The sequence below is a fragment of the Curtobacterium sp. UNCCL20 genome (genome assembly GCF_900101675.1).
Taxonomy (GTDB): Bacteria; Actinomycetota; Actinomycetes; order Actinomycetales; family Microbacteriaceae; genus Curtobacterium.
Window position 1 is genome coordinate 1,127,288 of record NZ_FNKG01000001.1, and the last position, 20,608, is coordinate 1,147,895.

Annotated in this window: 15 protein-coding genes; 13 read left to right on the top strand and 2 right to left on the bottom strand. The window is 71.2% G+C overall.

Going from position 1 to position 20,608, the window contains the following annotated elements:
• Positions 1-14 precede the first annotated feature (14 nt).
• Complete coding sequence (locus BLT36_RS05570; protein WP_092094365.1) at positions 15-422, bottom strand: pilus assembly protein CpaE; 408 nt, start codon at positions 420-422, stop codon at positions 15-17.
• Between the two features lie 258 nt (positions 423-680).
• Here BLT36_RS05570 and BLT36_RS05575 point away from each other — a divergent pair, with 258 nt between their 5' ends.
• From BLT36_RS05575 to BLT36_RS05630, 12 genes are all read left to right on the top strand, one after another.
• A complete protein-coding gene (locus tag BLT36_RS05575; protein WP_092092655.1) occupies positions 681-3,410 on the top strand; it encodes a glycosyl hydrolase 2 galactose-binding domain-containing protein in 2,730 nt (909 codons plus the stop codon).
• A gap of 115 nt (positions 3,411-3,525) precedes the next feature.
• Entirely contained in the window at positions 3,526-5,001 is a 1,476-nt protein-coding gene (locus BLT36_RS05580) for a sugar transferase (protein ID WP_092092658.1), read from the top strand.
• A gap of 164 nt (positions 5,002-5,165) precedes the next feature.
• Positions 5,166-5,447, top strand: coding sequence for a twin-arginine translocase TatA/TatE family subunit (tatA, locus tag BLT36_RS05585; protein WP_092094367.1), 282 nt, complete (start codon positions 5,166-5,168; stop codon positions 5,445-5,447).
• Positions 5,448-5,626: 179 nt separating this feature from the next.
• Complete coding sequence (locus BLT36_RS05590; RefSeq protein WP_092092660.1) at positions 5,627-7,048, top strand: MFS transporter; 1,422 nt, start codon at positions 5,627-5,629, stop codon at positions 7,046-7,048.
• 57 nt (positions 7,049-7,105) lie between these two features.
• On the top strand, positions 7,106-9,274 hold the full coding sequence (locus tag BLT36_RS05595; protein ID WP_092092663.1) for an ATP-dependent Clp protease ATP-binding subunit: 2,169 nt from the start codon (positions 7,106-7,108) through the stop codon (positions 9,272-9,274).
• A gap of 90 nt (positions 9,275-9,364) precedes the next feature.
• Positions 9,365-9,919, top strand: a complete 555-nt coding sequence (locus tag BLT36_RS05600) for a DUF2231 domain-containing protein (RefSeq protein WP_092092665.1) — start codon at positions 9,365-9,367, stop codon at positions 9,917-9,919.
• 263 nt (positions 9,920-10,182) lie between these two features.
• A complete protein-coding gene (locus BLT36_RS05605; protein WP_217638262.1) occupies positions 10,183-11,508 on the top strand; it encodes a sugar ABC transporter substrate-binding protein in 1,326 nt (441 codons plus the stop codon).
• 4 nt (positions 11,509-11,512) lie between these two features.
• A complete protein-coding gene (locus tag BLT36_RS05610; RefSeq protein ID WP_092092670.1) occupies positions 11,513-12,514 on the top strand; it encodes a carbohydrate ABC transporter permease in 1,002 nt (333 codons plus the stop codon).
• Positions 12,511-13,443, top strand: a complete 933-nt coding sequence (locus tag BLT36_RS05615; protein WP_254787350.1) for a carbohydrate ABC transporter permease — start codon at positions 12,511-12,513, stop codon at positions 13,441-13,443. Before BLT36_RS05610 ends, BLT36_RS05615 begins: the two co-directional genes overlap by 4 nt.
• 140 nt (positions 13,444-13,583) lie before the next feature.
• On the top strand, positions 13,584-14,372 hold the full coding sequence (locus BLT36_RS05620; protein WP_092092673.1) for a DeoR/GlpR family DNA-binding transcription regulator: 789 nt from the start codon (positions 13,584-13,586) through the stop codon (positions 14,370-14,372).
• Entirely contained in the window at positions 14,369-15,376 is a 1,008-nt protein-coding gene (locus BLT36_RS05625; RefSeq protein ID WP_092092675.1) for a 1-phosphofructokinase family hexose kinase, read from the top strand. The genes BLT36_RS05620 and BLT36_RS05625 overlap by 4 nt, the downstream gene beginning before the upstream one ends.
• Positions 15,377-15,482: 106 nt before the next feature.
• Complete coding sequence (locus tag BLT36_RS05630) at positions 15,483-17,552, top strand: PTS fructose transporter subunit IIABC (RefSeq protein ID WP_092092678.1); 2,070 nt, start codon at positions 15,483-15,485, stop codon at positions 17,550-17,552.
• 89 nt (positions 17,553-17,641) lie between these two features.
• Here the strand turns inward: BLT36_RS05630 and BLT36_RS05635 are convergent, their stop codons facing one another.
• Entirely contained in the window at positions 17,642-19,375 is a 1,734-nt protein-coding gene (locus BLT36_RS05635; protein WP_092094371.1) for a beta-N-acetylhexosaminidase, read from the bottom strand.
• Positions 19,376-19,417: 42 nt separating this feature from the next.
• On the opposite strand from BLT36_RS05635, the gene BLT36_RS05640 reads away from it, so the two are divergent.
• A complete protein-coding gene (locus tag BLT36_RS05640) occupies positions 19,418-20,566 on the top strand; it encodes an ROK family transcriptional regulator (RefSeq protein ID WP_175529505.1) in 1,149 nt (382 codons plus the stop codon).
• Positions 20,567-20,608: the final 42 nt, after the last annotated feature.

Below are 20,608 nucleotides of genomic sequence, written 5' to 3' on the forward strand. Positions count from 1 at the left end.
CCGCGGGACGATGCCTACGCCAGCGCGGCCGCGATGTACCCCAGCAGCGCCGACCCGTACGCTTCGGCGGCGACGACGTCGTGGAACTCCTCCGGCTCACCCGCGATCGTCGCGGTGACGACGAAGGACGAGCCGGACACCGCGAGCGACACGAACGCCGGCCCGAGCAGCTCCCGCAGCTGGTCCTCGCGGGGGAGCCAGAGCGACTCGGCGGCGTCCACGGAGTCGAGCGCCCACTCGGTGGTGCCGTTGAAGCCGAGGACGGTGCCGCTCGGGTAGTCGTGGCGTTCGACCGTCATCTCGGACACGGTGTAGACGTCGTCGTCCACTCCGGGCTTGTCGATGACGAACCGGTCGCCGGTAGTGGGGTGCCAGCGGAGCCCGGCATCACGCAGGGATCGGGCGAGGTCAGCGGAGATCACCACCCCAGCCTGCACGAGGAGCCAGAGCGTGTCATCCACGGGGACGGAACGCACACCGCTGAGCCGGTCGAAAGGTCGCCGTACTAGCATCGCCGAGCACCCCTGTGCGCGATCGCACCCGCGTCCGCGCGCGCGACGCGACGACGCCCCAGAAACCGGTGCCGCGCCTCCAGGCCGGACAACCGGACCCGAGGCGGGCCGCCGGCCGGCGTCCCGACCACGGCGGAAACCAACCCGTCCGCTCAGAGAAGGACCCGCATGACCCTCGACCGCGAGGAACTCCGCGACGACTGGACCGTGACCATGGTCGGAGGAACCGGCGCTCCCGACGCCGTCGTCGGTCGCACGATCCCGGCGACCGTGCCCGGGCAGGTGCACACCGACCTCGAACGCGAGGGACTGCTCGCCGACCCGACGTTCGACCGCAACGAGGACGCGGGCAAGTGGGTCGGACGTGCCGATTGGTCGTACCGGCGGACCGTCGACGTCGACCCGCGCGGCCACGAGCGTGTCGACCTGGTGTGCGACGGCCTCGACACGGTGTCGGAGCTCAGCCTCGACGGTGTCGTCGTCGGCACGACCCGCAACATGCACCGCCGGTACCGGTTCGACGCCCGCGACCAGACCGGCGGCGTCGGCCGCGCCAGCAAGACGCTCGAGATCCTGTTCGAGTCGCCCTACCGCGAGGCGGGGCGCGTCGCCGCGAAGGCCGGCAGCATGCCCGGACCGTACGACGAGCCGTTCCCGTACGTCCGCAAGATGGCGTCGAACTTCGGCTGGGACTGGGGCCTGACCGCGGTGACGAGCGGCCCGTGGCGCCCGGTCGCGATCGAACGCTGGTCGACGGCGCGGCTCCGCGACGTGCGCCCGCTGGTCGACGTCGAGGCCGGCGAGGGGGTGCTGGACGCGCACATCACGGTCGAGCGCTCGGGCCTGAACGACCTCGACCAGGACGGTGAGGACGACGACCTCGTGCTGGTCGTCACGGTGAGCGGTGCGACCGAGGACGGCGGCACGACGCGGCAGCGGTCCCGCGCGCAGCTGACCCCGAAGGACGACGAGACCGTGGTGACGGTGCGCGTGCCCGAGGTGCAGCGCTGGTGGCCGCGCGGGTACGGTGCGCAGGCGCTGTACGACGTGGTGGTCGAGCTGCAGACCGTCGACGGCGAGGTGCTCGACCGGTCGACCTTCCGCACCGGCTTCCGCTCGACGCGCGTCGACACCGCCTCGGACTCCGTCGGCAAGCCCTTCAACGTGCACGTGAACGGCACCCTCATCGACGTGCGCGGCGTGAACTGGATCCCGGACGACGTCATCGTGTCGCGGGTGGACCGGGAGCGCGTGCTGTCCCGACTCGGTGCGGCCGTCGACCTCAACGCCAACCTCGTGCGCGTCTGGGGCGGTGGCGTCTACGAGTCGAACGACTTCTACGAGGTCTGCGACGAACTCGGTCTGCTCGTGTGGCAGGACTTCCCGTTCGCGTGCTCGGCCTACCCCGAGGTGGAGCCGATCCGCAGCGAGGTCATCGCCGAGGCCCGCGACAACGTCGCCCGGTTGGCGCGACACCCCTCGCTGGTGGTCTGGAACGGCAACAACGAGAACATCTGGCTGCACCAGGCCGACGGGTGGGGCGAGGAGCTCGGCGACCGCGGCTGGGGCCTCGACTACTACCTCGACCTGCTGCCGACGATCGTCGACGCGGTCGACCCGTCGCGGTTCTACACGGTCGCGTCGCCGTGGTCGGGCTCGGAGTCGCTGTTCGCGAACGACGTCGACCACGAGACCCACCACTCGTGGGACGTCTGGAACCGGCTGTCCGACGACCACTACCGCGACTCGGTGCCACGGTTCGTGTCCGAGTTCGGCTGGCAGGCGCCGCCCGCCTGGCGCACGCTCCGCGAGGCCGTCACGGACGAGCCGATGCGCGTCGACTCGCCGGGCGTCGTGCACCACCAGAAGGCCGACGACGGGATGGCGAAGCTCGCGCGCGGGCTCGCGCCGCGCTTCGGTGCCGTCGACCCGGCGTCCTTCGACGCGTGGCACTACCTGACGCAGCTCCAGCAGGCACGGGCGATCGCGACCGGCGTCGAGCACTGGCGGACGCACTGGCCGCGGAACACCGGCGTCGTGGTGTGGCAGCTCAACGACCTGTGGCCCGTCTCCTCGTGGTCGGCCGTCGACTCGGCGGGGCGGCTGAAGCCGCTGGCGCACGAGCTGCGCCGGCTGTACGACGACGTGCTGCTGACGATCCGTCCGGTGTCGCGCGCAGGAGCGGCACCCGGCGCTCCCGCCGACGGTCCGACGACCGGTGCGGTGGGCGGCGCTCCGAGCGGCGGTCCGTCGACCGGTGCGTCGGACGGGCCTGGAGGCGCGGAGCACCCCGCGTCGTCGGCTCCCGCCCCCGAGAAGGCTGAGCCGAGCGACCTGGCGGACACCCTCTCGCTCGGGGTGTCGCCCGGGGCCTTCGGGAACGCGCCGATCGAGGTCGCCGTCCGCTCCGCCCGTGCGGGCCTCGAGAGCGTCGTCCGCGTGCGGCGCGTCACCCTCGCCGGCACCGTGCTCGCCGAGGCCACGCTGCCCGTGCGGCTGTCGGCCGCCGGGGTCGCCGTGGTGGCCCTGCCCGAGTCCGTCGGGGTGGTCGACGACCCCACCAACGAGCTCGTCGTGGCCGACATGGACTGGCGTCGCGCGGTGTGGACCCCCGCGCCGGACAAGGACATGCGCTGGGAGCCGGCGCGGTACCGCACGACGTTCACGCCGATCGGTGATGACGGACTCGCCCTCGTCGTCGAGGCCGAGGGGCTCGTCCGCGACCTCCTCGTCCAGCCCGACCGGGTGGCTCCGGGCGGCACCGTGGACCGCGGGTTCATGACCATGCTGCCCGGGGAGGCCGTGTCCTTCCGCCTGCGCGGCGTGACCGAGGCCGATGTCCCGGCGCTCCGCGAGGCACCCGTCATCACGACGCTGGACCACCATCTGCGGTATTGATGTGCAGAGTGTTGTGGTGATATTCTAGAAGGGCGTTGCGTCACGGGTCACTCCGACCTGCCGGAGCGCCCGGGCGACCTGCTGTCGCGCCGGCGGCTGCCAGGAGGCCCCTTCGATGTCACTCGCGATCCGATCGTTCCCCTCGACGCCCACCCGTTCCACGCCGACCCCGCGGCGCACCCGCGGTCTCGCCGCCGCTCCGCTCCGGTTGGCGCTGCTCGACGGGAGCCTGTTGCTCGTGGCGTTCTCCGTCGCGCACGTCCTGCGGTTCCCGTGGGAGCTCCCGAGCGGCTCGGTGGGCGTCGGGTGGGGCGAGATCGTCGTCGCACCCGTGATCGTCCTCGTGTGGATGGTGCTGTTGTCCGCGTTCCGGACGCGGGATCCGCGCATCACCGGGGGCGGCGGTGACGAGTACCGCCGTCTCCTGACCGCCAGCCTGCTGGCCGCCGCGGTCGTCGCGGTCGTCGCCTACGCAGCCAACGTGGACATCGCCCGCGGGTACGTCGCGATCGCGTTCCCCCTCGGACTGCTCCTGCTCGCGCTCGGGCGGAAGGCCGTCCGGACCGCGCTCCTGCGTCGTCGGCTGCGCGGTGACGGCCTGCAGGACGTCCTGCTCGTCGGCGACGCCGAGGACCTCCGGTACGTCGGCCGCCGCATCGTCGCGACGCCCGGGGCCGGGTACCGCGTCCGAGCGGTGGTGACCGACTGCGCCGCTGCCGGCTCGGACATCGACCTCGACGGCGCGGTGGTGCCGGTGGTCGGTGGGACCGACGACGTCCTCGACCTCGCGGGCGCACTCGACGTCTCAGCCGTCGTCGTCGCCGGCTCTGTGCGGGGCGGACACGAGCGCCTCCGTCGGCTGGGGTGGCAGCTCGAGGGGCGCGGGGTCGAGCTCGTCGTCTCCTCGCCTCTGGCTGACATCGGTGCCGGGCGTGTGCACGAACGCCCGGTCGACGGGTTGCCGCTCATGCACGTCGAGACCCCCGACTACCGGCGGCGGTTCGGCAAACGCGCGCTCGACGTCGTCGGTGCCGCGCTCGGCCTGGTACTCCTCGCACCGGTCTTCGCCGTCGTCGCCGTCGTCATCCGTGCCGACGACCGTGGCCCGGTGTTCTTCCGGCAGACCCGGGTCGGCCGGGGCGGTGCCGAGTTCTCGATCCTCAAGTTCCGGACGATGTGCACCGACGCCGAAGCCCGGATGGCGGCGCTCACGCAGTCGAACGAGGGCGCCGGCCCCCTGTTCAAGATGAAGGACGACCCACGGGTGACACGCGTCGGTGCGTTCCTCCGCAAGACCTCGCTCGACGAGCTCCCGCAGCTCTGGAACGTGCTGACCGGGTCGATGAGCCTGGTCGGCCCCCGTCCGGCCCTGCCGCGCGAGGTCGCCCTGTACGAGGACTTCGCCGACCGGCGCCTGCTCGTGACCCCGGGCATCACCGGCCTGTGGCAGGTGAGCGGTCGCTCGGACCTCGACTGGGCCGACGGAGTCCGGCTCGACCTGCACTACGTCGAGAACTGGTCCTTCGCGCACGACGTCGTCATCCTCGCGCGGACGATCCCCTCCGTGATGCGATCCCGCGGCGCGTACTGATCGGGTCGTCGGTACTGCGCCAGGCTGTGCGAACGGTGTCCGTTCGGGCGCTCGGCATGGGTTTCCCCGTGCGGGCGAGTTACGATGGTCGGACGACGGACTTCCGCCGCACGCGTCGACGGTGACTCGGAGACGGCGACCAGATCCAGATTCAAGGAGTCATGATGCTCGGAAACCTCGGCGGCGTACACCTGCTGATCATCCTCGGGATCGTCATCCTGCTGTTCGGTGCGACCAAGCTCCCGGCGCTCGCGAAGGGCCTCGGGCAGTCGATCAACATCTTCAAGAAGGAGATGAGCGACGACGACAAGAAGGCCAAGGGCACGGACGGTACGACGGTGCAGAACACCGCGGCCGACACCGCTGCTCCGGTCGCGCAGCCGGTCGTGAACCCCGGTCCGTCGGTGCAGCCGAACTCGGACTCGCGGAACACCACCCAGAACTAGCCCCAGAAGCCCAGGACACCCAGCCCCGTCCTGTCGGCAGCCCCCGTGACCGGTACCGGTCACGGGGGCTTCGTCGTGCAGGCAGCGGAGTGTGCTGCGAGGCGCGGTGCGCTGTGCAGTGGGCTGCGGGGGAGCGGCGGGGACACGCAGGAACGTCCGCGGGGGCGCAGGATGAGCACATGACGACCCCGCCCGCGGCGCACCCCGCCGAGACCGCACCGCTCCGGGACGACCGACGTGTGGTGCTCGTGGTGGCGATCCTCTCCTCGTTCGTGGTCGGTCTCGACTCGAGCGTCGTGAACGTGGCACTGCCGGCGATCCGGGACGAGCTCGGCGGCGGCCTCGTCGTGCAGCAGTGGACCGTCGACGCCTACCTGGTGACCCTCGGTTCGCTCATCCTCGTCGCCGGGTCCCTGTCGGACCTGTTCGGCCGGGTGCGGATCATCACGTGGGGGTTGGTGGTCTTCGGGATCGCCTCCGTGGCCTGTGCGATCGCGCCCACCGGGGAGGTGCTCATCGTCGCCCGGGCGTTCCAGGGCGTCGGCGGCGCGCTGGTGACCCCGAGTGCGCTGGCCCTCATCGTCGCGGCGTTCCGTGGCGCTGCCCAGGCGAAGGCGATCGGGACGTGGACCGCGTGGTCGAGCGCGTCGACGATCCTCGGCCCGGTGGTCGGCGGTCTCATCGTCGACGGTGTGGGGTGGCGCTGGATCTTCGTGCTCACGGCGATCCCGATCGCGGTGACGATCCCGCTCGTGCGGCGCATCCAGGCCGAGGTGCGGGTGGGGCCGCGGGCACGGGTGGACGTGGTGGGTGCGGTCCTCGCGGTGGTGGGGGTCGGTGGGGTCGTGCTGGGACTCATCGAGCAGGAGCGGCTGGGGTGGGGTGCGCCGGTCGTCGTCGCCGCGCTCGTGATCGGTGCCGCGGCGCTGGTGGCGTTCGTGCCGTGGGAGCTCCGAGTCACGCGTACCTCGGGTGCCCCGCTCGTCCCGCTCGGGCTGTTCCGGGCGCGGAACTTCGCCGTCGGCAACCTCGCCACCCTGTCCATCTACGGCGCGATCGGCATGGTCTTCTTCGTGGTGACGCTGTTCCTGCAGGAGGTCTGGCATTTCCCGGCCTGGCTCGCGGGCCTGGCGACGCTGCCCCCGACCGTGATGCTGCTGCTGCTCTCGACCACCGTCGGGGCCTTCGCCGGGAAGTACGGGCCGCGCTGGTTCATGGCGGGTGGCCCGGCGATCGCCGCCGTCGGGGCGCTCCTGCTGCTGCTGGCGGGAGACGAGCCCGAGGGGTACTGGTGGTCGGTGCTCCCGGGGCTGGTGCTGATGGGAGCCGGCATCTCGCTCATGGTCACGCCGCTCACCAGTGCCGTGCTCGGCTCGGTCCCGCAGTCCGAGGCGGGGGCAGGGTCGGCGGTGAACAACGCGATCGCGCGGATCGCCAGTCTCGTGACGGTGGCGCTCGCGGGTGTCGTCCTCGGGGGTGAGGTGAGCGTCGCCGGACTGCACCGGGCCATGCTGGTGATGGCGCTGCTCCTGCTGGCCGGTGCCGCCGTCAGCGCGGTCGGAATCCGCAATCCCGTACCGGAAGAGCGCCCGCCGTTGTAAACTTGAGTCAAGTAGGCTCAACCAGCCGAACGACCACGCAACGAAAGGACGGAACGCATGGCGAACCTCCAGGGCGCTCCTGACTCGCAAGAGCGACAGAAGACCGCCCTCGAGCAGTACGGCGTCGACCTCACCGCGATCGCTCGCAGCGGCAAGCTCGACCCGGTGATCGGCCGCGACGCCGAGATCCGGCGCGTCTCGCAGGTGCTGACGCGTCGCACCAAGAACAACCCCGTGCTCATCGGGGAACCCGGCGTCGGCAAGACCGCCGTCGTCGAAGGACTCGCCCAGCGCATCGTCGCGGGCGACGTCGCCGACTCCCTCAAGGACAAGCGGCTCGTGTCGCTCGACATGTCCGCCCTCATCGCCGGCGCGAAGTACCGCGGCGAGTTCGAGGAGCGGCTCAAGGCCGTGCTCAAGGAGATCAACGACTCCGACGGGCAGGTCATCACGTTCATCGACGAGCTGCACACGCTCATGGGCGCCGGCGGCGGCGAGGGCTCCGTCGCGGCGTCGAACATGCTCAAGCCGATGCTCGCGCGCGGCGAACTGCGGCTCATCGGGGCGACGACGCTCGACGAGTACCGCGAGTACATCGAGAAGGACGCCGCCCTCGAACGACGCTTCCAACAGGTGTTCGTCGGCGAGCCCACCGTCGAGGACACCGTCGCGATCCTGCGCGGACTGAAGGAGCGCTACGAGGCACACCACAAGGTGACGATCAACGACTCCGCACTCGTGGCGGCGTCGAGCCTGTCGAACCGGTACATCTCCGGGCGGCAGCTGCCCGACAAGGCGATCGACCTCATCGACGAGGCCGCCAGCCGCCTGCGCATGGAGATCGACTCGAGCCCGGTCGAGATCGACGAGCTCAAGCGCACCGTCGACCGACTCCGGGTCGAGGAGTTCGCGCTCAAGCAGGAGAAGGACGACGCGTCGAAGGCGCGCCTCGAGACCCTGCGCGCCGAGCTCGCCGGCCGCGAGACCCTCCTCGGGGAGCTCGAGCAGCGCTGGCAGTCGGAGCGGGCGAGCCTCAACCGCATCGGTGAGCTCAAGCAGCAGCTCGACGAGCTGAACATGCGCAGCCAGCGCGCGCAGCGTGAGGCGGACTACGAGCTCGTGTCCCGCATCGAGTACAGCGAGAAGCCCCGGATCGAGGCAGAACTCGCCGCCGCCGAGCAGGCCGAGTCCGCCGACCGGATGGTGAACGACAGCGTCACCGACGAGGACATCGCCGCGGTCATCGCGCAGTGGACGGGCATCCCGCTCGGGCGGCTGCTGCAGGGCGAGACCGAGAAGCTCCTCCACCTCGAGAGCGAGCTCGGCCGCCGGATCATCGGGCAGCGCACCGCGGTGTCCACGGTGTCCGAGGCAGTGCGTCGCACCCGCGCGGGCATCTCCGACCCGGACCGCCCGACGGGGTCGTTCCTGTTCCTCGGCCCCACCGGCGTCGGCAAGACCGAGCTGGCGAAGGCGCTGGCGGAGTTCCTGTTCGACGACGAGAAGGCCCTCGTCCGCATCGACATGAGCGAGTACGGCGAGAAGCACTCGGTCGCGCGGCTCATCGGTGCCCCGCCCGGGTACGTCGGCTACGAGGCCGGCGGGCAGCTCACCGAGACCGTCCGCCGCCGCCCGTACTCCGTGGTGCTGCTCGACGAGATCGAGAAGGCGCACCCCGAGGTCTTCGACGTCCTGCTGCAGGTGCTCGACGACGGGCGTCTGACCGACGGTCAGGGCCGGACGGTCGACTTCCGGAACACGATCCTCATCCTGACGTCGAACCTCGGCTCGCAGTTCATGACGGACCAGTCGATCTCTGATGTCCAGCGCGAGGAAGCCGTTCGTGAACTCGTGCAGCAGGCCTTCCGGCCGGAGTTCATCAACAGGCTCGACGACATCGTGGTGTTCCAGGCGCTGACGGAGGAGGACCTTGGGCAGATCGTGTCGCTCTACGTCGACCGGCTCGCACGCCGACTGACGGACCGCCGGCTCGAGCTCGCGGTCACCCCCGACGCCCGTGCCTGGCTCGCGGAGCGCGGGTACGACCCGGTGTACGGTGCGCGTCCGCTGCGCCGGCTGATGCAGCGGCAGATCGACGACCGGCTCGCGCGCGCCATCCTGTCGGGTGACGTCCGCGATGGGGACACGGTCCGGGTCGACGTCGCCGCAGGCGGCGACGAGCTGACCGTCGAGCCGTTCGAACTGGCGGAGATCGTCGAGGAGTAGGCGCGTCCGCCGCGCGGCGAACGCAACCGCCTGGAGGCGCGGCGTCGGTCCCTGAGACCGCCCCGCGCCTCCAGGCCTAGATTCCAGGGCATGCCTGAGCTGCCCCTGTTGCGTCGCCTCACCGACTCCGTCGAGCACGCGAGCGTGCTCGACAAGGCGGTCGACGTCGACCGTTCGATCGTCAACGCCCTCGCCAAGCCGAAGGCCCTCCGCCAGCTGCTGCACGGGGTGCCGTTCGGGCACCCGCTGCACCCGCTCATGGTGCAGGTGCCGCTCGGCGCCTGGATCTCAGCGGCGGTCCTCGACGCGGTCGGCGGGAAGGGCAACGCGACGGCAGCGAAGACCCTGGTCGGCGTCGGGCTCGCCTCGGCCGGCAGCGCGACCGTCGCCGGCTACGTCGACTGGTCTGAGCTCGACCGTGAGCAGCTCCGGACGGGGTGGGTGCACCAGGCCGTGAACTGGGCGGGTATCTCGCTGTACGGGCTGTCGTGGATGCAGCGGAAGCGCGGGAACCACGGCGCCGGGAAGCTGCTCGGGTTCGCCGGGCTGGCCGTCGTCGGCGTCGGCGGGTACCTCGGCGGGCACCTGGCGTACCGGCAGCGTGCCGGGGTCAGCCGCGGCGGCGAGGTCCCGTTCGACTCCTGAGTAGGTGGATCGTGTGGAGAGCGCGGTGTGGGTCGAAGACCGGCACCGCGCTCTCCGTCTGTCCGCGGGGGTGCTGATCATGCCTGGTCATGACCAGTTCGTCAAGCATCGGAGGTCATCCGTTCGACATCCGTGATCCCCCGGAAACACGCGGATCACAACCGCCCGCACGGCTCGGATTGACGGTTGACAACGCGACCCCGAGGGTCTTCACTTGCGAATACGCAACGTCCTTTCATAAAGGTCGGACAAAGGGAGTCAACGTGACACGCACGCGATTCGCCGCACTCGGTGCGCTCGGCCTGGCCGCCGCGCTCGCCCTCACCGGGTGCTCCGCCGGAAGCAACGGAGCTTCCGACAGCGGGACGAAGTCCATCGGCACACCCGATGGCAAGGGCAAGACCATCACCGTCTGGATCATGAACGGCGACCTCAGCCCGAAGATCCTCGACGTCGCCGAGAAGCAGTTCACCAAGGCCACCGGCGCCAAGGTGAAGCTGCAGCTCCAACAGTGGGACGGCATCACCACCAAGCTGACGACCGCGCTCGCCCAGAAGGACGCGCCGGACGTGGTCGACCTCGGCAACACGCAGGTCCCCGTGTACGCGGCGACCGGTGGGCTGATGGACCTCTCGCCGTACAAGAAGGAGCTCCAGGGCGGACAGACCTGGCTCTCCGGACTCGAGGGGCCGGCCACCGTCGACGGCAAGCTGTACGGAGCGCCGCTGTTCGCCGGCAACCGCGCCGTGATCTACAACAAGAAGACGTGGGCCGACGCCGGGGTGACCGACGTGCCGAAGTCCTACGACGAGCTCACGGCCGACCTCGACAAGGTCAAGGCCAAGAACCCCCAGGCCGACTTCTCCGCCTTCTACATGCCGGGGCAGTACTGGTACGGCGGCCTGCAGTGGATGTGGGACGCCGGTGGACAGATCGCCACCGAGAAGGGCGGCAAGTGGAAGGGGGCGATCGACTCCGCCGACGCCGTCAAGGGCCTCACCGCCTGGAAGGACTTCCAGAACAGCTACTCGGCGAAGTCCACGCAGGACATCAACACCGACAAGCCGGCCGAGTCCGACGTCTTCGCGCAGGGCAACACCTCCGCGATCCTCGGATCGGCGTGGGAGATCGGCTCGATCACCACGGCCAAGCCCGAACTGCAGGACCAGATCGGCACGTTCGCGATGCCGTCGTCGACCGAGGGCAAGACGCAGCCCGTCTTCCTCGGTGGCTCGGACCTCGGCATCCCCTCGAAGTCGCAGAACCAGGACCTCGCGCTCTACTACACGAAGATCCTCACCTCGAAGGAGTTCCAGAAGGACCAGGTGTTCGGGGTCGACGGCTGGGAGCCCAACTCGACGCAGCTGCTCGACGCGGTGGCCGGTGACGTGGACGAGCTCCACAAGCCGTACTTCGCGGCGGCCTCCACGAGCCGTCCGACGCCGGCGACCCCGGGCTGGGCGACCATCGAGAGCGACTCCTCGTTCCAGACGATGTTCGCGGACATCGCCACGGGGCGGAAGACGCCGAAGCAGGCAGCAGAGGGCTTCTCGGAGCACCTCACGGCCGCGCTCAACGCGCAGCAGTAGTCGGATGACGTCCACTGCAGAACGGGTGCCCGGTTCGGCTTCGGCCGAGCCGGGCACCCGGCAGCGCGGTTCCGGTCCGCGGGGTGGGAACGGGGCCGGTCGCCGCCGTTCGGTGACGTCGTCGCGTGCGCCGCTCGTGCTGCTCGCCCCCGCGGCACTGCTCCTCCTCGCCCTCGTCGTCTACCCGCTCGTCCGGCTCCTGGTCATCTCCTTCCAGGACTACGGGCTCCGGGCGATCTTCACCGGGCAGGCCGGGTTCGCGGGCGTCACGAACTACACGAACGTCCTGACCGACCCGAGCTTCTGGCCGGTCATCCTCCGCACCGTCCTGGTCACCGGAGCGATGGTCGTCGGGACCATCGGTATCGGCATGGCGGTGTCGCAGCTGCTCACCCGGCTCAGCGTCGCGATGCGGACGGTCGTCAGCGTCGTGCTCGTGCTGGCGTGGGCGATGCCGAACGTCGCCTCGAGCCTGGTGTGGCAGTGGCTGTTCCAGCCGTTCTACGGCGTGCTGAACTGGCTCATCACCCAGCTCGGCGTGTTCGGAGACCACACCCAGGACAACTGGGCGTCGAGCCCCGGGCAGGCGCTCACGATCGTGCTGACGCTCGTCATCTGGCAGGCGGTGCCGTTCGTCGCCCTGACGCTCTACGCCGCGCAGTCGCAGATCGCCCCCGAGTACTACGAGGCCGGGTCGCTCGACGGTGCCTCGTCGTGGGCGATGTACCGCGCGATCACGCTGCCGGCGCTCGTGCCGACGCTGCTGCTCGTCACGATCCTCTCCGTGATCTGGGACTTCAACGTCTTCAACCAGATCTGGCTGCTCACCCGGGGCGGCCCCGAGGACACCACGCTCACGCTCGGCATCTGGACCTTCGTGAAGTCCTTCGTGTCGAACGCCTACGGGCAGGGCGCGGCGATCGCCGTCATCTCGACGCTGATCCTCGGTGCGCTCACCAGTTACTACATCCGCCGGCTCGTCCGGAGCGGGGAGGAGGACCTGTGACGACGACCACGACCCCCGGGGTGACCGGGGTGCCCACCTCCGACACGCAGCCCGACGTGACCGGGCCGAACCGTGCCTCCGGGCCGGTCGCGCCGGTCCGCGGACGCAAGCGGAAGCCGCGCGTCCTGGCGAACACGATCGCCGTCGTGTTCTGCCTGGTCTGGGTGTTCCCCATCTACTGGATGGTGAACACGGCGTTCAAGCCCGCCGACGAGGTCACCACGCTCACGCCGATCTGGCTGCCGCTGCGCCCGACCCTCGACAACTTCACGCGGGCGCTCACCCAGGACGGGTTCCTCGTCTACCTGCGCAACTCGGCGATCGTGGTGGTCGCGGCGGTGCTGCTGTCCATCGTCGTCGGGTTCCTGGCGTCGGCGGCCCTGTCGCGCTTCCGGTTCCGGGGTCGCCGGGCGATCCTCGTCGCGATCCTCTTCGTGCAGATGATCCCCTCCGGCGCGCTCCTGATCCCGCTGTTCCTGTCGTTCCAGACGCTCGGGCTGCTGAACAGCTACCTCGGGCTGATCCTGGCGTACGTCGCGAGCGTGCTGCCGTTCTCGATCTGGGTCATGCGCGGGTTCTTCGTCGCGGTCCCGATCGAGATCGAGGAAGCGGCGAAGGTGGACGGCGCCGGGACGTTCCGGATCCTGCGGAGCGTCCTGTTCCCGCTGGTGATGCCGGGCGTCATCGCGACGAGCGTGTTCGCGTTCATCGCGGCGTGGAACGACTACCTCACCGCGTACGTGATGCTGAAGGACCAGGGGATGTACACGCTGCCGGTGTGGCTCGCCGGGTTCTCGACGGACAAGGGGACGGACTTCGGCGGGCTGATGGCAGCGTCGGTGCTGTTCTCGATCCCGGTCGTGGTGTTCTTCCTGATCGTGCAGCGGCGGCTCGTCAGCGGCATGACGGCGGGAGCGGTCAAGGGCTGACCCGCGCGGTCCCGACGCCCCGACCTGCTCCGGCAGGCCGGGGCGTCTTCGTTGGCGTTGGTTTCAGGAGAGAACAGTTGCGTTTCTGTGGGAAGCGGACGTATGCTCCTCAAAACCCACGGGAACGAAGGAGTTCGGGCATGTACGCAACTGAGCGGCAAGACGCCATCGCCGCCGAGCTGCAGTCGGCCGGCCGGGTCTCCGTCGCCGACCTGGCCGAGCACTTCGACGTCACGACCGAGACCGTGCGCCGCGACCTCGACGCGCTCGAGTCGGCCGGCCTCCTGCGCCGGGTACACGGCGGAGCGGTCCCCGTCAGCAGGTCGAGCGTCGTCGAGCTCACCGTCGCCGAGCGCGAAGGGCAGCACAACTCCGCGAAGACCGCCATCGCCCGCGCCGCGATGCGCCTCGTCCCGCCGACCTTCACCGGGTCCATCGCCATCGACGCGGGCACCACCTGCGCCGCCGTCGCCACCGAGCTCGCACGGTGGGAGCCGACGACCGCGGGTGCCACCCTCACCGTCATCACCAACTCCGTCCCGATCGCCGCGACCCTGCAGCACAGCGCACACGTCGAGCTCCACTTGCTCGGCGGGCGTGTGCGCGGTGTCACGAGTGCCGCGGTCGGCACCGCCACGGTCGAGCAGATCGGTGCGCTCCGACCCGACATCGCGTTCGTCGGCACGAACGGCCTGTCCGCCGGGTTCGGCCTCAGCACCCCGGACGAGTACGAAGCTGCCGTCAAGGGGGCCTACGTCCTCGCGGCCCGCCGGAGCGTCGTGCTCGCCGACGCCGCCAAGCACGGGGTCGAGGCGCTCATGCGGTTCGCCCGGCTCGACGAGATCGACACCGTCGTCACCGACCAGGAACCCCCGGCAGACCTCGCCGGGGCGCTCACCGACGCCGACGTCGAGGTGGTCGTGGCATGAGTCGCCGCATCGTCACCGTCACCCCGAACCCCTCCCTCGACCGCACCATCGAGCTCGCCGGTGAACTGCAGCGCGGTGCCGTCCAGCGCGCGACCCGGAGCACCGCAGAACCCGGCGGCAAGGGCGTCAACGTCTCCCGGGTCGTCGTCGCGAGCGGCGGCGACACCGTGGCGGTCCTGCCCGGCGACGAGCTCGACCCCGTCCTGCTCGGCCTCGCGACACGCGGCATCCCCACGGCGGCGCTGCCCATCGGTGCTCCGCTCCGCTCGAACGTCACCGTGACCGAGCCGACCGGCACCACCACGAAGCTCAACGAGCCGGGCCCGTCCCTCGCCGGCCGCCTCGACGACCTCGCGGCCCTCGTCGCCGAGACCGCCGCGGCGACGGCCACCGGCCCGGCGGCCCGCTGGGTCGTCCTCGCCGGATCGCTGCCGCCGGGGCTCCCCGACGACGCGCTCGCCGTCCTGGTCCGCGCCGTCCGCAAGCGTCACGGCGACGGAGTACGGATCGCCGTGGACTCGTCGGGCGTGCCGTTCACCGCGCTGCTGCAGTCCGGCGAGCGGATCGACCTGGTGAAGCCGAACGCCGAGGAGCTCGCCGAGGTCGTCGGCGGCGACCCGGAGACGTACGAGCGGGACGTCGACGCGGCCGCGACGGCTGCGCAGCGACTCCGCGACCGGAACGTCGGCGCGGTCCTCCTCACCCTCGGGAGCGCCGGAGCCGTCCTCGTCACCGACACCGGGAGCTACGCCGCCGCCGCCCCGCGGATCGTCGCCCGTTCCACGGTGGGCGCGGGGGACTCCTCACTGGCCGGTTACCTCCTCGCCGAGGTCGCCGGACAGTCGCCCGAGCAGCGGCTCGCCCAGGCCGTCGCCACCGGTGCGGCCGCCGCGGCCCTGCCCGGCAGCGACGTCCCTGCGCTCGACCACACCGACCCGGCCGCCATCACGGTCCGCACGCTGCACCCGCAGCAGTCGCAGCAGCCCGCCCACGAACCGGCCTGACCCCGCCGGTACCGCCCTCCCCGAACCGAACCGCACCACCGAACCGCACCGCACCCCCGAACACCAGCACCCCGTGCGTCCGCAGCACGATTGCAAAGGAGCAACCATGTCCGTCAACACGAGTCCACGCCTCATCAGCGTCCAGCTCGTCGGTCTCGACGAGGACCTCGGCGCCACCTCGAGCGACGTCATCCGCGTCCTCGCCGACCGCGTCGCCGCCTCCGGCCGCGCGGCGGACGGTGCCACGCTGGCGCAGGACGCCATCAAGCGCGAGGCCAGCGTCGGCACCGGCGTCCCCGGCGGCATCGCGATCCCGCACGCCCGTTCCGCGTCGGTGTCCGAGCCGACCCTGGCGATGACCCGCCTGGCACGGACGGTGTCGTTCGGCGCCCCGGACGGCGACGCCGACATCGTCTTCATGATCGCCGTGCCGGAGGGCGCCGACAAGGACCACCTGACGGTCCTCTCGACGCTCGCCCGTGCCCTCATCCGCGACGACTTCACCGCCGCACTCCGCGCCGCGACCACCCCGCAGGAGATCGTGGACCTGGTCGACCGCGAGGTGAGCGGCGAGGTCGCCGAAGCCGGCGTCGGCAACACGACCCGCGCCTCCAGTCCGACCACACCGGACCCGGCACCGACCGCAGGTGGCACGCGCAAGCTGATCGTCGGTGTCACCGCCTGCCCGACCGGCATCGCGCACACCTACATGGCGGCCGACGCCCTCGTCGCGGCGGCCCAGCGGGCCGGCGCCGAGATGCACGTCGAGACCCAGGGGTCCTCGCAGGTCGAGCCCCTCGACCCGGCGCTCATCGCCCGGGCCGACGCCGTCGTGTTCGCGGTCGACGTCGACGTCCGCGACCGCGGCCGGTTCGCCGGCAAGCCGCTCGTCGCCGGGCCGGTGAAGCGCGGCGTCGACGAGCCCGACAAGATGATCGCGGAGGCGCTCCGCGCAGCGGACGACCCGAACGCCGCCCGTGTGCAGGGCGGCGCCGCCACGGCTGAGACGAACACGTCGAACGAGCACTTCGGCCAGTCGGTCAAACGCTGGCTGCTCACCGGCGTCAGCTACATGATCCCGTTCGTCGCCGGAGGCGGGCTGCTCATCGCGCTCGGGTTCCTGCTCGCCGGGTACGGCATCGCGCTGCAGCACGGCGACTCCGGTCAGAACAACGCGGTCTTCACGCTGACGAACTACACGCTGCTCAACCTGCCGCCGGAGGGCCTCGGCTACTACCTCGGTGCCGCCGCGTTCCAGATCGGCGGGATCTCCCTCGGCTTCCTCGTCGCCGCACTCGCCGGGTACATCGCCTACGCGATGGCCGACCGACCCGGCATCGCGCCGGGCTTCGTCGCCGGCTCCATCGCGGTCTTCATGAACGCCGGGTTCCTCGGTGGGCTGATCGGTGGCCTCATCGCCGGTGCGGCCGCGTACTGGATCGGCCGCATCCCGACCTGGCGCTGGCTGCGCGGCCTCATGCCGGTCGTGATCATCCCGCTGTTCGCGTCGATCATCGCCTCCGGACTCATGCTGCTCGTGCTCGGTGGTCCGATCGCCTGGCTGATGACCCAGCTGACCGAGTTCCTCAACTCGCTGTCCGGTGCCTCCGCGATCCTGCTCGGCATCATCCTCGGCCTGATGATGGCGTTCGACCTCGGCGGGCCCGTCAACAAGGTGGCGTACGCGTTCGCGGTCGCCGGCCTCGGTGCGGGGACGGCCACCAACGTCGTGCCGTTCGAGATCATGGCCGCGGTCATGGCGGCCGGCATGGTCCCGCCGCTCGCGCTGGCCCTCGCCTCGACCGTCCTCTACCGCAAGGGCTTCACCAAGCCGGAGCGCGAGAACGGCAAGGCCGCGTGGCTGCTCGGGGCGTCCTTCATCTCCGAGGGTGCGATCCCGTTCGCCGCGGCCGACCCGCTGCGGGTCATCCCCGCGTCGATGGTCGGCGCCGCGGTCACGGGTGCGATCTCGATGGCGGCCGGTGTGACCTCGCGGGCACCGCACGGTGGCATCTTCGTCTTCTTCGCCATCGGTGACGTCGCGATGTTCATCGTGGCGATCCTCGCCGGCACCGTCGTCTCGGCGCTGGTCCTCGTCGGCCTGAAGAAGTGGGTGCGACGTGCGCCGGCCGAGGTCGCGGCACCGGCTGAGGAGCGGGTGGCGGTCGCCGTCTAGTCACGATCTGACGGACGGGAGGCGCGGTGCCAGCCGGCACCGCGCCTCCCGTCCGTCGTGGGTCGCGACCACCGCGTCAGGCCACGCGCCTACTCGGCGATGTTCGCCGTCACCGCGTCGATGTACATGGCGCGCTCCTCGCGCGAGTGCGGACGTCCGGGCACGCCCGGACGCTGCTCCCACGGGAACGGGCCGGCCTCGTGCCGGTACTCGATCCCCATCGCCTCGAGCCGTGCGACGTGCTCGGCGAGACGCCCGCGGAACTCGACGACGTCGCGGGGCCCCGTGACGTCGGCCGACCACAGCGCCTCGGCGAGGGCCGCGACGCGGGGGAACAGCTGGTAGTCGAGCTTCCGGGCGGTGTCGACGTGCTCGGTCCACATGTTGCCCTGGCCGCCGATGACGTGCGCACGCTCCTCGTCGGTGAGGTCCGACGGCACCGGGTCGAAGGCGAACACGTCGTCGACGGTGAGGACGATCGACACCGGGATCGGCTCGGTCGGCAGCTCGCTCTGCCGGTAGTCGAGGTACACCTGGTCGTCCGGGGCGGAGATGACGTCGTGCCCCCGCTTCGCCGCCGTCCGCGCACCGGTGAGGCCGCGCCACGACACCACGGTCGCCGACTTCGAGAGCGTGCCGCCCTCGAGGATCTCGTCCCACCCGAACGCCCGGCGTCCGTGCGACTCGACGTGTGCGGCGAGCCGGCCGATGATCCAGGCCTGCAGCTGCTCCTCGTCCTCGAGGCCGAGCTCGCGGATGCGCTCCTGCGTGCGCGGGTCCTGCTCCCACTGCACCTTGGGGCACTCGTCGCCGCCGACACCGATGTACTGGGAGGGGAACAGCGCGATGACCTCGTCGAGGACGTCCTGGAAGAACGCGACCGTCGACTCCTCGGCGTTGAGCACGTCGTCGGCGATGCCCCACTCCGTCCAGACGTCGATCGGCTCACCGGTGACGCCGAGCGACGGGTAGGCGGCGAGGGCGGCGCGGACGTGACCGGGCGTCTCGATCTCGGGGACGACGGTGACGAACCGGTCTGCCGCGTAGGCGACGATCTCGCGGATGTCGTCCTGCGTGTAGTAGCCACCGTGCGGGCGGCCGTCCTTGCCGGCGACCACCAGCGTGCCGTCGGGGCCGGGCACGTGCGCGCCGACCTGCGACTCCGTCCGCCACGACCCGACCTCGGTCAGGCGGGGGTACTTGCGGATCTCGATGCGCCACCCCTGGTCCTCGGTGAGGTGGAAGTGCAGGCGGTTGAGGCGGTGCGCCGCGAGCTGGTCGACGACGCGCATGACCTCGTGCTTCGTGCGGAAGTGCCGGGCGACGTCCAGCATGACCCCGCGCCAGGCGAAGGCCGGGGCGTCCTCGACGGTGACCGCGGGGATCGTCCACGGGCCGGTACCGACACGGCCGTGCCGGTAGACGTCGGCCGGGAGGGACTGCAGGAGCGCCTGGACGCCGTAGAAGACGCCCGCGGCGCTGCCGCCGGTGATCTCGACGCGGTCGGGCGTCACGACGAGGCGGAACGCTTCGGAGCGGTCGCCAGCGGGTCCCTCGGGCAGGGTGTCGTCGTCCATGGCCACGCGGAGGGTGATCTCGTCGGCGCCGGCGCCGGCGCCGGCGCCGGTGCCGGCCGCGTCCGTGCGCTCGCCCGGCGTCGCCCCGGCTGCATCGCGCACGGGCAGCCCGGTCGAGCCGCGCAGGGTCTGCTGCAGGTACAGTCGGACCGACTCGCTCGCAGGGTCTGCGGCGATGCGTGTCGACGGGGTGATCGCGAAGGCACCGACACCCGGTTCGGTGCGGCGCGGCCGTGGGATGAGCATGTCGCAGTCCATTCCTCAAAGATCTTTCGTAATATGGAGGCTATGGCCGTGGACGAGATCGTGTCAACGCTCCCGAGCGGTGTCGTCGGCAGCACCCCGGGCACCCTCCGACTCATCAACTCGCGCGCCATCCTCGACGAGCTCTTCCGCGACGACGCCTCGCACACCGTCACGGAGCTGAGCCGCACCGTCGGGCTCTCCCGTCCCACGGTCGAGGCGGCGCTCGCCGACCTGGTCGACGAGGGCTGGGTCACCGAGGCCGAGGCGATCGCCACGCCGAACAAGGCCGGGCGACGCGCGAAGCGGTTCCGTGCGGACGCCGGAGCGGGGTCGGTGCTCGGCGTCGACCTCGGGCTGCACGGCATAGTGGGGCTCCGGTCGGACCTCCGCGGTCGGCAGCTCGCCCGCGTGGAAGAGGTCTACACCGACCTCGCATCGGCGGAGCAGGCGTGGGAGAGCGTGCAGGACGTCGTCCGACGACTGGTCGAGGGCGCCGACCCGACCCGACTCCTGGCCGCCACGTTCGGCGTCCCGGCGGTCGTCGACCGGTCGGGCGAGATCGACTACACGGTGGCCGTGCCGCAGTGGGTCGAACGCCGGGTGCCGGGCCGCATCGGGGACCTGTTCCCCGGCGCGACCACGTTCTTCGACAACGACGCCAAGCTCGCCGCCACCGCCGAGGCGATGTGGGGACGCTTCCGTGGTGTGCAGGACGGCCTCTCGCTCGTGATGGGACGGCAGATCGGTGCCGCCTACCTGGTCGACGGCGCGCTGGCGCGCGGTGCGCGCGGCGCCGCCGGTGAGATGGGCGGCCTGGCGTCGACGGGTTGGCCGAGTGCACCCGCCCGTCTGGAGGCGCGGATCGCCCCCGGCTCCGACCTCGAGTCCGTCATGGCGTCGGCCGGGCAGGGGGACCCCGTCGCGTCGGCCGTCGTGCGTGCCCTCGCCGAGGACGTCGCGCCGGGCGTCGTGCAGCTCATCGCGACGATCGACCCGGAGGTCGTCGTGGTCGGCGGCGAGGTCCTGCCCGCCGCCGAGGTCTTCTGCGCAGCGCTGACCGAGGCCGTGACCCCGCACCTCCGGCACCCCGTGGAGATCGTGCCGTCGACGGTCGGCCGCGACGCCGTGGCCCGGGGAGCGCTCGCCCGGTCGCTCACGCACGTGCGGACGTCGCACATGGGGCTCGGCTGAGCGATCGTGCTCCTCGGGTCCCGGCCGGAACTGCTCGCCGGT